Raw genomic sequence first — 12684 nt, 5'->3', positions numbered from 1 at the left:
TAGGCAATATTTTTCCAACAAAAATGTCAATACTCCAACGTTTCACGCATATGCCAATTGATGAACGTTGCGTGATAGCTTCGGATACCGCCCTTTCAAATCCTTTTTCACATCGATATAGGTCGACCGCCAGAAGTTAGCCAGATCCTGAGTAACCTGCACGGGACGACGCGCCGGGGATAACAAATGCAGCTTCAGCACCTGCCGCCCGCTAGCGATGCGTGGCGTATCGGATAACCCAAATAACTCCTGCAGCCGCACCGAGAGAACAGGCGGCTGTTCGTTGTAGTCGATACGGATATTCGAGCCGGACGGCACCTGGATGGTCTGCGGGGCCTGCGCTTCGAGTTGTTGCGGGAGAGGCCACGGCAGGAGGTTGCGCAGGATGGATGACAGGTCGAGCTGGCCGAAATGGCTGAGTCGGGTGACTTTACCCAGATAGGGCATCAGCCAGTTTTCGAGTGTGGCCAGCAGTTGTGCGTCGCTCAGGTCGGGCCATTCGCTTGTTGCGTTTTTGTCGACATCGAGGTTGCGCAGCAGCGCGACACGCGCTTGCCACTGACGCAGTTCCGGCGTCCAGGGCAGCAGTTCCAGACCTTTGCGACGCACCAGCGCCAACAACGCATGGCTGCGGGCTGCCTCGTCGAGTCCGATCAGTGGTTCGCGGCTGATGATCAGTTCGCCAGCTTTGCGCTGTCGCTCTGCGCGAAACACGCCTTCGCGCTCGTCCCAGTCGATCTGGTCCAAGGTAATGACCTGCTCGGCCAACACGGAGTCGAACAATGCCGGATCAAACTCGGCGGCGAGGTAGATGCGTTCTTCGCGCTGGCCTTGGCGGCTGCCGAGGTCTGCGATGACCAGCCACGGCTGTTTCATCAGTGCGTCGGCCTCGGCGAACAGAGCCGCACGACCATTAGCCAACCGATATTCAGCGCCGCCAGCGCGACGTTGTTGCGCCACGCGATCCGGATAAGCCAGCGCCAGTAGAGCACCCAGCCAGCGTGGATGGTCAGGATCGCTGACCGGGCTGTTTGCTGCGCCGCGCAGGTATCCTCGATATTGCCGCGCAAGCTGCTTGGCTCTCTGCACGCCGCCTTGTGCGCCACGCGCAGCACGCTCGCTGCCCGCCAGCAAGGTCAGGCGGCTATGCAGATCCGCACCGCCGCCGCGCAGGATATCGCGCTCGCCCAATAGCGCGGCCACGTCACAGGCCAGCTCGCCCAGGCCCAACGCATGGCCGCGCAGCAGCAAGTGCGCGATGCGCGGATGGGCGGGCAGCTCGGCCATCGCCTGACCGTGGGGCATCAGGGCTGGCAGTTGTCCCGGCTGATAGCTAAGTGCCTCAAGCCGTACCAGCAGGTCCTGCGCCTGTGCATAAGCTGCGGCTGGCGGTATGTCGAGCCAGACCAGTTGCGCAGGCGTGACGCCCCAGCGCGCCAGTTGCAGCGCAAGCCCGGCGAGGTCTGCCTGAAGAATTTCCGCCGCCCCGTAGGCAGCCAGCTGATCGTGCTGCGCCTCGGACCACAGCCGATAACAAACGCCTGGCTCCAGTCGCCCTGCCCGTCCGGCCCGCTGAGTAGCGCTGGCCCGTGAGATACGCTGGGTGTCGAGGCGCGTCATACCGCTGCCCGGATCGAAACGTGGCACCCGCGCCAATCCGGCATCGATCACCACACGCACGCCGTCGATGGTCAGGCTGGTTTCGGCGATATTGGTCGCCAGCACCACCTTGCGTGTCCCCTTGGGCGCGGGCTCAATGGCCGCGCGCTGCGCACTGAGGTCAAGCTCACCATGCAAAGGGCAGAGCAGAATATCGGCGCGCTCGCCCAGCGCTTCCGCCAACTGCTGGTTGACCCGACGAATCTCGACCTGCCCCGGCAGAAACACCAGCAGGCTGCCGGACTCGCTGCCCAGCGCATCCAGCACCGTCTGCACGACACGCGGCTCGATAAACTCACCCGGCTGAAAAGGACGCCCCCACTGCATCGCTACTGGAAACATCCGCCCATCACTGCGCACCACTGGCGCATCGCCCAGTAACGCCGAAAGCCGCTCGCCTTCCAGCGTTGCCGACATCAATAAGATTTTCAGCGGTTGATCATCACGAAACAGCTCGCGGCCATTGAGGCTAAGGGCCAGCGCCAGATCGGCGTCCAGGCTACGCTCGTGAAACTCATCGAAAATCAGCAGCCCTACGCCTTCAAGGGCCGGATCGTCCTGCAAACGACGCGTAAGAATCCCCTCGGTGACCACTTCAATACGCGTCTTCGGCCCCACCCGGCTTTCCAGACGAATCCGATAACCCACAGTTTCGCCCACCTTCTCGCCCAGCTCACTGGCCAACCGTTCCGCCGCCGCACGCGCAGCAAGACGGCGCGGCTCCAGCATCAAAATGGTCTGCCCGGACAGCCAGGTTTCCTCAAGCAGCGCGAGCGGCACCCGCGTGGTCTTGCCCGCACCGGGCGGGGCTTCAAGCACGGCTTCATGGCGTGTGGTCAGGGCCTGGCGCAGGGCTGGCAGCACGGTGTCGATGGGTAACTGAATCATGGGAGCTCCCAGGGAGATGCGGGGGAGTATACCGGGGTGGGGGTGCAAGAGAGTGAGCAGGCTTATAGCAGGACGCAGAATCAAAAATCGGGCGAACTATTGATCGCCATGCTTACAACACGTCAATGTTTGCGGCCGGATCGAACTTTCCGGCATTATCTGTTGAGCAATCAAGCAGCCGTCTGCGTTACAGATTTTTGCAAGTCGTGATACCAAAGCCCAGAATCGTAAGCAATAGTAACCAGCGTGGTATCAGCATATTCAGGAAGGCTGGCCAGATTGTGCGCGGCTGATAGGCAAGCCGCGGAGGTATTACCAACAAACGTACCGCTTTGCATATAGAAACATCGTTGCGCGGCTAACATCTCCACATGCTTAACATGACGTCGGACGTTCACCAGAGACCAGTCCAAAAAAGGCGGACAGACGCCAACCGCCATTCCTTCAAGACGATGTTCCAAAAAAACACCTCTCCTCGAATCGCAGCCAGAGGGCTCAACCAACACAGTCGAAACGTCAAAGCCAAAATCTTTCAAACCCAAGGTTATACCTGTAAAGCTTGCACCAGTACCTGCGCAACCTACAAACAGCAAACGTCTGCCAACACCAGACTCTGCCAGTTGGCATGCGAGTTCAGAAGCGGTCTGATAACGGTGGGCTTCGATCCCGACATAGTTGTTAAACTGGTCAGTGTAATAGTACGACTTTCCCATTTCTGTCTGATGCTTCAAATGGTAGGTAACGACCTCTTTTGGCGATGCACCAGCGGCCAGCATATCCTTTCCAATCAGCTTGGCGCCAAAGCATTCCAAGAGATCTCTTTTGATCTGGCTGAAACCCAGGCCCACTACCAACTCAACTGGAATGTCATGCTTGTGACAAGCAGCTATCAAACCAAATCCAAAATTACCGCCAGTCTTTTCAATCACCGTAGTAATCCCTGGGATAATCCTGCAGGTGTGCAAGGCGTGCTCTATGATGAAACTGGCCGCACGGTATTTGTGACTACCTCCGGGGTTGTTCATCTCCAACTTTGTCAAAATTCTACCACCCGTTCTGATAAGTTTGCTCACTTGTCGCCTCCTGTCATGAGCCATTTGATTCCGGCTTTCGACTCAGCAAGCTGACCGTTACCGCTAACAATGCTACGCACAGAGCAACGCATATAACGTTGGTGCCAACCCACCCCACGGTACTTAGCAAGAGTGATGGAGTAAAGGCGCCAATTGTTGCAAAAACGGCGATGGCGAGATCGTTTTTACCCTGCACTTGCATGGCGCCAGGGCTATCCTGCAAGGCATGAGCCAGCAGTGCACCGCCTCCGACGTAAGTCAGGTTCCAGCCCAAACCAAGAACGATGAGTGAAACAGTTAGTGTCTCATAACCATTTGAAACCATGTTCATGGCCGCGCAGGCAATCAACATCATCAGGCCCACGCAGATAGTAGTTTTTATTCCGAGTTTTTGGATGATAGCGCCTGTAAAAAAGGAGGGCGCGAACATGGCGATCACATGCCACTGAATCGCAAGGCGGATATCCGAAAAATCTTGATGCAGATGTTTCATGTGCATAGAAGCCTGAATCATCAGCAAGTTCATGATTCCATAGCTTATCGCCGCGACTGTCATGGCAACCATTACCGGTGGTTTCATTGAGCACGGGAGGTTTTTGGCAAGCCGGTCATTTGCATTGTAACGTGCAGGTAAAATAGGATCACCTGGCAGGAATACGGTAATAAACAAAGACAGTGCCGCCAACCCTACAAATGAAGCGTAGCATAGGGAAAATAGAGGGTAGCCACCCAGATCCCTAAGCAACCCAGTCAACGCTGGCCCGAGCAAGGCGGCAATGACTCCTCCAGCCACGACCAACGAGAGAGCTTTTGGCTTTAGTCGTTGTTCTAGATTATCGGTTGCCGCGAACCTGTTGAAGTTGGCAAATGCGATATAAACTCCAAGCGCAGAATGACTAACCACCAGCATTGGAAAATGCTGATGATCAACAGCCCAAAATCCCGTAATGCCAGATATTACCAACGGGATTGCACCAAGCATGAATGCCTTTTTACGACCGATGCGACTCATCAATCGCGAGACAGGGTATGTAGCGAGCATCAAAAATAGAAACTGGAACCCATACGGTACCGTTGAAAACCTGGCGTCAGGTACGAGCGCTGAGCCCACAATGGCAGCCATAGTCACTGACATAACTGCCGTGGTCAGGTTGATGGATTGTGCGGCGAAATAAAGATATGTATGTTTGGGAAGATTACTTGTCATAAGGCTTGCCCATGATACGGAGATAAATCAATCACCGCACCAGGAAAATCACAAATAAGTCGCTCTTTACATTTGCCCAAGCGCTTACGACGAACGCTTAAATGCCCTATTGCTTGAGGAGAGTCCAAGTGAGTGCCACCACACGGAATCTCTATGCCTTGGTAAACCCACATCCGTGCATCCTCTAATCCTTGCACTGCATAATTCTCGATTATCTTATTGCGGACGATCAACTCATTCGCCCGACGCTCTATTTCACTGACCTCCTCAATACTGAAAGGTTTTTCCACAAGGAAATCGAACCGTGCCGAATCTTCTTTAATATGACAGCCCAGGGTCCACTGTTTAAGCTCTTTGCGCAAACTCACTGCTGCAGCATATAAAAAATGGCTAGCGGTGTGTGAAAGGGTTAATCGCGCGCGACGAAGAATATCGATTTTAACATGAGCAGTCATGCCTTCATTTATCTTATCAAGCAAATGCAAATCGTCCGGGTGAACCATATGAAGAATAATCCCACCCAACTTCCCCCCTTTAAAACCTTCTAACCGAATAGGGGTGCCGTAGAGTTTTTTGGCTCCTATAAACCGCACCAAACCACTGCGAAGTTCGATCGTACCAAAATCCGCCTCCTGACCACCGCCCTCCGGATAAGCAACGGTGCGGTCTACTTCAATAGCATCAAGTTGTACTCGGGTCACTGTGGCACGTGCAGACATCAAATACTGATCTTGATAGTAAAGCTTTCTGGTACTGCGTAACACATCTTGGTTTATGGCAGTATTTTTCATTGCGCCGTCACCACCTGCAACATTGTTTTAACCTGTACCCTAGCACCAGAGGGAATGTCTTTAGTGATAATACAACCGGGACCAATGAAAGCATCATCCCCCACCTCCACAGGCCCCAAAACACTCGCAAACGCACCGATCTGTACGCGATTTCCAATTCTAGGATGACGGGGTGTTGCAGCATTACTGCTAATACCTCGCGCGCCCAGTGTGACGCCCCCAAGAATATAGCAATCGTCACCAATGGAAGAGGTTTCACCAATGACAGTTCCATACCCGTGATCAATTATTAGTCGGGCGCCGATACGACTACGAAAGTGTATTTCGGCGCCCGAAAGCATTTTTCCTCTTCTGGAAATAACAGCAGCGAGTGACTGGTTACGGAAAATGCACAGTTGAGCAGCATTAAGATTGACCCAGCTGGCAAGCCGGTAATGCATCACTGCAGCATACGATGTGTAGGTTCTTGCGATAAAGAGTGGATCAGAACCTGCCGCAGGGTCTTTACTTGCGAACATGATTAAGTCTTCATGGGCCTGCTGGGTAACACATTCAATGAGAGGTGTCTTTTTCAGCTCATTAAACTCATCAACAGAACAGCACTCAAGTAACGCGGCGATGACGAGATTCCTTATTAGCTGAAATGATTCATGATCGGGTGTGGCAGAGAGCCTGGAAGGCCGTGCGGCCTGTGTGTCCAGATACGGCATTATCTCGATATCCAGTTTTCTGGTTTGCGGGGCTTTAGGATGTGGTTTTTAACGGCCTTTACGCCGATAGACCCATCTTGGCATTAGCTGGCGCCTTGAAGGCACACAGTCGACAAGCTTTCCAGGTAACTGTTAGGGTGTTTTTCCTATCAGTCTGCTGCCCCCCTATGAGCCTAAATTCTCTCTACGACTCGTTGAAGCAACGCCTTGAATCAGGCGAGTGGCTTGGCGGGCAACGCATGCCCTCAATCAGAAAACTGGCCGCATCCGCTGACGTCAGCTATCACGATGTGGTGTCTGCTTATGCACGTTTAGTAAGCGAAGGCGTCCTAACGGCGTCTCCCGGACGCGGCTATTTTGTAACGGGAGGTATATCGCACGAGAATCCCCCCAATGAGCCCGAATGGGTGGCCGAGGATCCCCTATTCAAGCTTTTGCAAGCCGGGCCCCACTACAACAAATTAGGATGCGGCTGGTTGCCACCGGCATGGCGAGATACAGAATTGCTAGCCAAGGCCATTCGGCGCACCGCGAGGCTGGAACAGAGCTCACTGGCCGAATACGGCGACGTTTCCGGATACCTTCCAATGCGCAAGCAACTTTGCGTGCATATAAAGCGCCTGACGCGTATCGATATCAGACCGGGGCAGGTTCTTACTACGCTGGGGGCGACGCAGGGTCTGGACCTGGTGGCAAGGCTGTTGATCAGGCCGGGGGATCATGTATTCGTGGACGAGCCGGGGAATGGAAACCTGATCAGGTTGATCCAGTTGGCAGGCGGTCACGTTGTAGGCGTGCGCCGGACTCAAGACGGTCCCGACATTGCCGAGATGGAAAGTTACTTGGCAAAGCACACTGTTAAAGCCTTCTTCTGCAATAGCACTTTTCACAACCCGACCGGCAGCAACATTAGTCCGCATAACGCTTTCAAGGTATTGCGTCTCGCCGTAGAACACGAGTTTTATGTGGTCGAAGATGACGTATACGGCGACTTCAGCCCGGTGGTTCGCCAGACGTTTGCCGAGCTGGACAACCTGGAGCGAGTGATTTATGTCGGAAGTTTTTCCAAGTGTCTTTCCGCATCGTTGCGCGTGGGCTATATCGCTTGCTCACAAGGCCTCATAGAACCCCTGACACGCCTGAAACTATTGACTTGCGTCGCCGTTCCAGCGTTTTGCGAACGGTTCGTCAATACCATTCTGGCAGACGGTACTTACGCACGGCATATGCAGAATGTGCAGCAAAGGCTCATCGGCCAACAGGTACAGACACAGCGCTCATTACTTGAACGGGGCTGGAAGTTTGATATGGCGCCGCAAGGTGGCATGTTCATATGGGCCTATCACCCGGACATCCCTGACCTGAAGCCATTCATGACGAAACTTGAGCAACACAACATCCTGCTAATGCCGGGCTCGGCGTTTTCGGTGACTCGCGATTACCAGCGTTTTGCCCGGATAAACTGCACGCATTTTTCCGATACAGTGGAAGAGCACTTTTCGGTGTGATCGGCGAAGAGCAGCGTTTAGTTATCTTGACTGCTTACGCGCGGCACCCGCCGCTCAACGGCGCCGCCGTGAGCGTGGAGTCAGACCGGAACATCTACCCATGCCCTATTACCAGCCTCATTGATACGGCCATTGTCGTAATCCTTGCGCAACTCCGGGTCGGACAAAATCTTGTACGCATTTGAAATGACTTTGAAACGCTAGGCCGCCTCGGCCTCGTTGCAGCGGTTTTTATCAGGGTGGTTCTTCAGCGCGGCATCTCTGTAAGACTTTTTAACGGCAGATACATCTACCGACATGTCAGTGAGGCCAAGGTGCTCGTACAACGGCTTGACGGGCGGCTTGGCAGGCACGGAATCGCCCACCCTGGCAGATGCGTCAGCAGCCGATGTGTTATTAGGCCGCGCCGTTGAAGGCCGTTCGCCGCCTGCACTGGGTTCTGCTTTCGGCAGCAGTGTCGGAGTGCTATTGGCCCGCGGTCGAGTACGAGGCGGTGTTTCCGGGCGTGCCTGCTTTTGGTGGCCGTCAGGTCGGCCCGACGCAGGTCGTGGCTCTGCTTTGGGCGGCGGCGCACTGCAGGCTTGTGGGCGAGTGCCAGGACGCGCTTGCTGCTGAGCGCCGTCAGGTCTCCAGGATGGGCCGGGTGCGGATCGTCGCACGCGAGCACCGTTCGACTGGCGAATCTTGTTGAAAACCTGGTCAGTGAGGTCGCTCATCAACTTGTTCAGTTTCAAGTTGCTGGAGAAATAGGCATGGCGCGCATTAGTGGCTTCACTGTTGTCCTTGCCAGGCTCAGACTTGGCCATTGCATCCGCCAGCTTCTTGCCCAGAGAGAAAAACATCTTGCCCTTGCTGTCGCTGACGCCCAGAAAGCTCATCACGTTATGCATCGACTTGTCGCGCTCCCAGACAACGCTGGCCACGTCGAAGGCGGCTCGCGCCAGATTGAATCGGCCTCCCCCTTCGTGCGTCTCGACATTGTTCAACGGCTCCTTGCCGCTCAAGGCCTTGAGAATCATCGAGAGCCCTTCTGCTGACGCTCGTTAAGCAGACCTTTCTGCTCCAGTAATGAGCTGGTGATCTGCAGCACGACTTTGCCAGCGATGTGGCTCGCGACGTTTATCGCGCGCTCCATCTTCGGCTTTGTCGAATCGCTGAGCGCTGCCCGCGCCAATGAAGACGCAATGTGGGTGAGGTTGATCATAGGCTTCCCCGGGAACTGATATCGCCTTGATAGCAAGCAACGAGATCTGGTTCCACGGTGGGATCAATATTCGCATCAGACTTTTAGGGGCGGCGATTCAGCGATTGGGCACGTGCGTTTCGATAAGCTCATCGAGCTTTTCCAGCGCTGCCCGAAACTCGTCCAGAGCAAAGCTCACAGGCTCACCGCCAGCGTTCCATCGAGTCGAAATGCCGACTTTCAGTCCATCCGAAACACTCCAGCCAAAACGCACCCAATGCACCGTGTCATCTTTTATAACCTGCTCTGTGACCAGCGTCGTGTTGTCAAAATCCAGGTCCTCATTGAATACAAGCAGCGGAACAATTGTCGATGAGCCATCCGCTCCAGGGATAAAACGTCTCTTCGCCAAAGCATCTTCTTCGTCATACAACAGCCAAAGCAGCGAAAGACCATATCTGGAGACATCTGCATGATTGAGGTGAACAGCTAGCCACTGTTCAATCCCGACGCCATCAATTATCAGCCATGCACATTTGTCGCGAGCGAAGGTTGCTTCATGATAGGCAGCGTCAATGCGATGAGCAGGTGGGGATTCCTTCTGTTGTCAACGCCGAAAAACGTGTGCCGTTGAAAATGAAAAGAATCGGGTCACCAACGATTATTCTCAAAATCATTCATGTCAATCGGTATCAGTTTCCTATCAAAAGGATATTGGGTACCCAGCTCATAAAACTGTGCCTTGGTGTATAGATACATTTTCTTGCTGGTCGCGAACATAAATGTGTCTAAAGATGCCATATCAGCGAACCGCTCAACGCCGTAGGTATACAGAAATATAACATCATCCCCTACCTGCCCCAGCAGACCTTGATCCCAGTTGCCGTATTCAAAAAAAACGTTCACGTCTTTATAGCTTGTACAGGCAGAGAGTCCATGCCCGGGGCAGGCAACAGGGATAAATAGACGGAAATTATATAAATCAATATTTCCGACGCCCATACCCCCGATAAACTTTTCTTTTCCGCTTACGGCAACAGAGTACTTATACCATCTCTTATCATCACCAAAAGGGAAGATTACCGAAAAGTCATTTGGCTTTGCCCCTTTTAACTTTCGTCCACGGTAGTAAACAGAAGAATCGTCCTTTGCATAATAGGCTAACTGATCAAGCTGCCAATCAGTAAGCCCCTTTAGACTGCCCTCCATCGACTGAAAGGCAGGCGAGTTATGAGCCACCAGATGAAGCTCACGCTCCTCGATCGAGTTGATCTGACCTTGCTTCGAGAACAGGCATGAAAACGACAAATTACTAATCGCTCCTGAGGCATCACCGGCCCCAGTAATGCAGGGCTTTTCTTTATAACGCACCTGACTCATCCAATAGACATCGTCGTCAAGAACCACATAATTAGTAGAGATAGCGCGCATACCTGAAGAGCACTTCCGCGTTTTATTTTTGGTGTCATCAATGCTACCGTCGCCATCGAAGCGGCCGATAACAACCTCATTGCAAACGACATTTATATGGTCACTACCCATATCACCGGGCAAGGCCTCATAGACGGCTTTGCCTATGAAACCTGATACGACTACCCCAACGGCGATCACCAACAGCCTGCGGCCCGACCTCACATACATCTCCTTATGTTTACTGTTACTAAACGCTGACAGTCGCGCTAAGCCTCATCAGTTTTGAACAATATTCGCTGAAATGTGTACCAGCGCATTGGCACGAGAGTCACTAATCAGAAACGACGGGCATCAGCCCGCCTTGGCCGCCATCGCTGTCACTTCCACACGCATTCCATCCACTGCCAGCGCAGCCACACCCACCGCTGCCCGAACAGGCCACGGTTTTTTGAAGAAGCGTTTGTACACTTCATTGAATGCCGCGCGATCTGCCATGTCGGTCAGGTAGATGGTCAGGTGCATGACCCGGTCCATCGAACTGCCAGCGCTCTCCAATGCGTCTTTCAAGGCGCGAAGCGTGCATTCGCTTTGTTCGCTGATGTCGCCCAATTCCAGGCTGCCGTCGGGTCGAGTCGGGATCTGGGTGCTGACCAGCAGGCCGTTGAAATCGGCAACATCAGAGGAAATGGAGTCCGCATCCGGGTCGGGAGTGAAGGTAATGTCTGCGTTTGCCATGAGGTCTCTGCTCTGCCAAGTACGTAAAACGGCAAGCCTACGCGAGCGACAGGGGCGGGTCGAGTCGTGGGCTTTTTCGTGGAAAGTTGAAATGCGCAGCGTTGCCCGACAGAATCGCGGCCCCGATCCAGCCAACAGTGTCGGATGTTTCCGGTTAAAAGGTGTGGCGATTGAAAGAACAGACATTGTCCATGCGCCTTGAGCGCGTTGCCTTGCATGTGCCGAAAGGCGCGCGGCTGGCTGATATCGGCTCGGATCACGGCTACCTGCCGGTGGCACTGTTGAACCGTGGGGTCATCGCGGCGGCGGTAGCAGGCGAAGTAGCGTTGACGCCGTTTTGCGCTGCCGAGCGCACGGTGCGCGAGAACGATCTGGATCAACAGATCAGCGTACGTCTGGCTGATGGCCTGGCGGCGATCGAGGCGGCAGACGGGATCACTGCAGTCAGCCTCTGTGGCATGGGCGGCGAGACGATTCGCGACATCCTCGAAAGCGGCAAGGCGCGCCTGAGCGGTCAGGAGCGCCTGATCCTGCAACCCAACGGTGGTGAACAGCCGCTGCGCCGTTGGCTGATGGAGAATGGCTACCGCATCGTCGGCGAGGAGGTGCTGCGGGAAAACCGTTTCGATTACGAAATCATCGTCGCCGAATGCACTGGCTCAGTGAAGTACACCGCAAAAGAGCTGTATTTCGGCCCTCTGCAGATGCAGGCGCGCAGCCCCGCATTCTTGCTCAAATGGCAACGGTTGTTGGGTGAAAAACAGAAGACACTGAGCAGCTTTGCCAAAGCACAGAGGGCAGTACCCGAAGAAAAAATGCAGGAGGTTGCGCAGCAGATAAGGTGGATAACCGAGTTGCTGGCCTGAAAATCGAACTCCCCGCCTGAGCAGCTCTCAAAAGCGCAGGGTCGACAGACCGCGTAAATCAGTCTCCACGCGCCTCTTGCGCAATCATCGACAGGAGAAACACAAGCATGCAGTCAGACTCACTTTCCTGGGGCCACGGGCCTCGCCTGTTCGAAGTATTCCTTGAGCCAACCTGCCCTTTTTCGGTGAAGGCCTTCTTCAAGCTCGACGAGCTGCTGGCGCAAGCCGGGGAAGACAGGGTCACTGTCAAAATTCGCCTGCAATCTCAGCCTTGGCACATATTTTCCGGGGTCATCGTGCGCTGCATTCTGGCGGCAGCAACTCTGGAAGACGGCAAGGAAAGCGCCAAGGCGGTGATGACCGCGGTTGCCTCGCATCGCGAAGAGTTCGAGTTTGAACACCATGCTGGCGGGCCAAACCTCGATGCCACGCCCAATGACATCATTGCGCGAATCGAACGTTACAGCGGCTTGGCGCTGGCCGAAGCGTTTGCCAATCCCGAGCTTGAACAGGCTGTGAAGTGGCACACCAAATATGCACGACAGAACGGCATTCACGTCTCGCCGACGTTCATGATCGACGGCCTCGTGCAGCCCGGTTTGAGCAGCGGCGACCCGGTATCGAAGTGGGTCTCGGAGATAGCCTGAGGCA

Annotated in this window: 11 protein-coding genes and 1 pseudogene; 3 read left to right on the top strand and 9 right to left on the bottom strand. The window is 54.4% G+C overall.

What is annotated here, in order from left to right; all coding sequences use genetic code 11:
• Nucleotides 1–42: 42 nt before the first annotated feature.
• The 5 genes from hrpB to POR16_RS03410 form a co-directional block, all read right to left on the bottom strand.
• The gene (hrpB, locus tag POR16_RS03430; RefSeq protein ID WP_122381214.1) at nt 43–2547 is read right to left on the bottom strand and encodes an ATP-dependent helicase HrpB; all 2505 of its coding nucleotides are present in this window, start codon (nt 2545–2547) and stop codon (nt 43–45) included.
• Nucleotides 2548–2717: 170 nt separating this feature from the next.
• Entirely contained in the window at nt 2718–3620 is a 903-nt protein-coding gene (locus tag POR16_RS03425) for a pyridoxal-phosphate dependent enzyme (RefSeq protein ID WP_005888810.1), read from the bottom strand.
• A 13-nt stretch (nt 3621–3633) separates the two neighbouring features.
• The gene (locus POR16_RS03420; RefSeq protein WP_005888808.1) at nt 3634–4827 is read right to left on the bottom strand and encodes an MFS transporter; all 1194 of its coding nucleotides are present in this window, start codon (nt 4825–4827) and stop codon (nt 3634–3636) included.
• Entirely contained in the window at nt 4824–5618 is a 795-nt protein-coding gene (locus tag POR16_RS03415; RefSeq protein ID WP_005888806.1) for an alanyl-tRNA editing protein, read from the bottom strand. Before POR16_RS03415 ends, POR16_RS03420 begins: the two co-directional genes overlap by 4 nt.
• Nucleotides 5615–6328: a serine O-acetyltransferase gene (locus POR16_RS03410; RefSeq protein WP_005888803.1), complete on the bottom strand. Its 714-nt coding sequence runs from the start codon at nt 6326–6328 to the stop codon at nt 5615–5617. The genes POR16_RS03415 and POR16_RS03410 overlap by 4 nt, the downstream gene beginning before the upstream one ends.
• Nucleotides 6329–6495: 167 nt before the next feature.
• On the opposite strand from POR16_RS03410, the gene POR16_RS03405 reads away from it, so the two are divergent.
• Nucleotides 6496–7836, top strand: coding sequence for an aminotransferase-like domain-containing protein (locus POR16_RS03405; protein ID WP_005888802.1), 1341 nt, complete (start codon nt 6496–6498; stop codon nt 7834–7836).
• Nucleotides 7837–7916: 80 nt separating this feature from the next.
• Here the strand turns inward: POR16_RS03405 and POR16_RS03400 are convergent.
• The 4 genes and pseudogenes from POR16_RS03400 to POR16_RS03380 form a co-directional block, all read right to left on the bottom strand.
• Nucleotides 7917–9040: pseudogene (locus tag POR16_RS03400) on the bottom strand (J domain-containing protein).
• 97 nt (nt 9041–9137) lie between these two features.
• Nucleotides 9138–9452, bottom strand: a complete 315-nt coding sequence (locus POR16_RS03390; protein WP_005888799.1) for a hypothetical protein — start codon at nt 9450–9452, stop codon at nt 9138–9140.
• Between the two features lie 218 nt (nt 9453–9670).
• Nucleotides 9671–10660 carry a DKNYY domain-containing protein gene (locus POR16_RS03385; RefSeq protein WP_051126712.1) on the bottom strand — a complete coding sequence of 330 codons (990 nt, stop codon included), beginning with the start codon at nt 10658–10660 and terminating at the stop codon, nt 9671–9673.
• A gap of 123 nt (nt 10661–10783) precedes the next feature.
• Complete coding sequence (locus POR16_RS03380; RefSeq protein ID WP_005888795.1) at nt 10784–11167, bottom strand: RidA family protein; 384 nt, start codon at nt 11165–11167, stop codon at nt 10784–10786.
• A 170-nt stretch (nt 11168–11337) separates the two neighbouring features.
• Here POR16_RS03380 and POR16_RS03375 point away from each other — a divergent pair, with 170 nt between their 5' ends.
• Nucleotides 11338–12033, top strand: a complete 696-nt coding sequence (locus tag POR16_RS03375; RefSeq protein ID WP_005888794.1) for a tRNA (adenine(22)-N(1))-methyltransferase — start codon at nt 11338–11340, stop codon at nt 12031–12033.
• 107 nt (nt 12034–12140) lie between these two features.
• Entirely contained in the window at nt 12141–12680 is a 540-nt protein-coding gene (locus POR16_RS03370) for a DsbA family protein (RefSeq protein ID WP_054997220.1), read from the top strand.
• Nucleotides 12681–12684: the final 4 nt, after the last annotated feature.

This window comes from Pseudomonas coronafaciens pv. oryzae str. 1_6 (genome assembly GCF_000156995.2).
In the GTDB taxonomy this organism is placed as follows: Bacteria; Pseudomonadota; Gammaproteobacteria; order Pseudomonadales; family Pseudomonadaceae; genus Aquipseudomonas; species Aquipseudomonas tremae.
The sequence above is the reverse complement of the archived record's forward strand: the minus strand, read 5'-3'. Positions and strand labels throughout refer to the sequence as shown.

What these genes read in the sequence shown, in the direction of transcription:
- POR16_RS03370 (WP_054997220.1), top strand. Translation starts at nt 12,141, where the DNA reads ATGCAGTCAGACTCACTTTCCTGGGGCCACGGGCCTCGCCTGTTCGAA.
- POR16_RS03385 (WP_051126712.1), bottom strand. Translation starts at nt 10,660, where the DNA reads ATGTATGTGAGGTCGGGCCGCAGGCTGTTGGTGATCGCCGTTGGGGTA.
- POR16_RS03420 (WP_005888808.1), bottom strand. Translation starts at nt 4,827, where the DNA reads ATGACAAGTAATCTTCCCAAACATACATATCTTTATTTCGCCGCACAA.
- POR16_RS03415 (WP_005888806.1), bottom strand. Translation starts at nt 5,618, where the DNA reads ATGAAAAATACTGCCATAAACCAAGATGTGTTACGCAGTACCAGAAAG.
- POR16_RS03405 (WP_005888802.1), top strand. Translation starts at nt 6,496, where the DNA reads ATGAGCCTAAATTCTCTCTACGACTCGTTGAAGCAACGCCTTGAATCA.
- POR16_RS03380 (WP_005888795.1), bottom strand. Translation starts at nt 11,167, where the DNA reads ATGGCAAACGCAGACATTACCTTCACTCCCGACCCGGATGCGGACTCC.
- POR16_RS03410 (WP_005888803.1), bottom strand. Translation starts at nt 6,328, where the DNA reads ATGCCGTATCTGGACACACAGGCCGCACGGCCTTCCAGGCTCTCTGCC.
- hrpB (WP_122381214.1), bottom strand. Translation starts at nt 2,547, where the DNA reads ATGATTCAGTTACCCATCGACACCGTGCTGCCAGCCCTGCGCCAGGCC.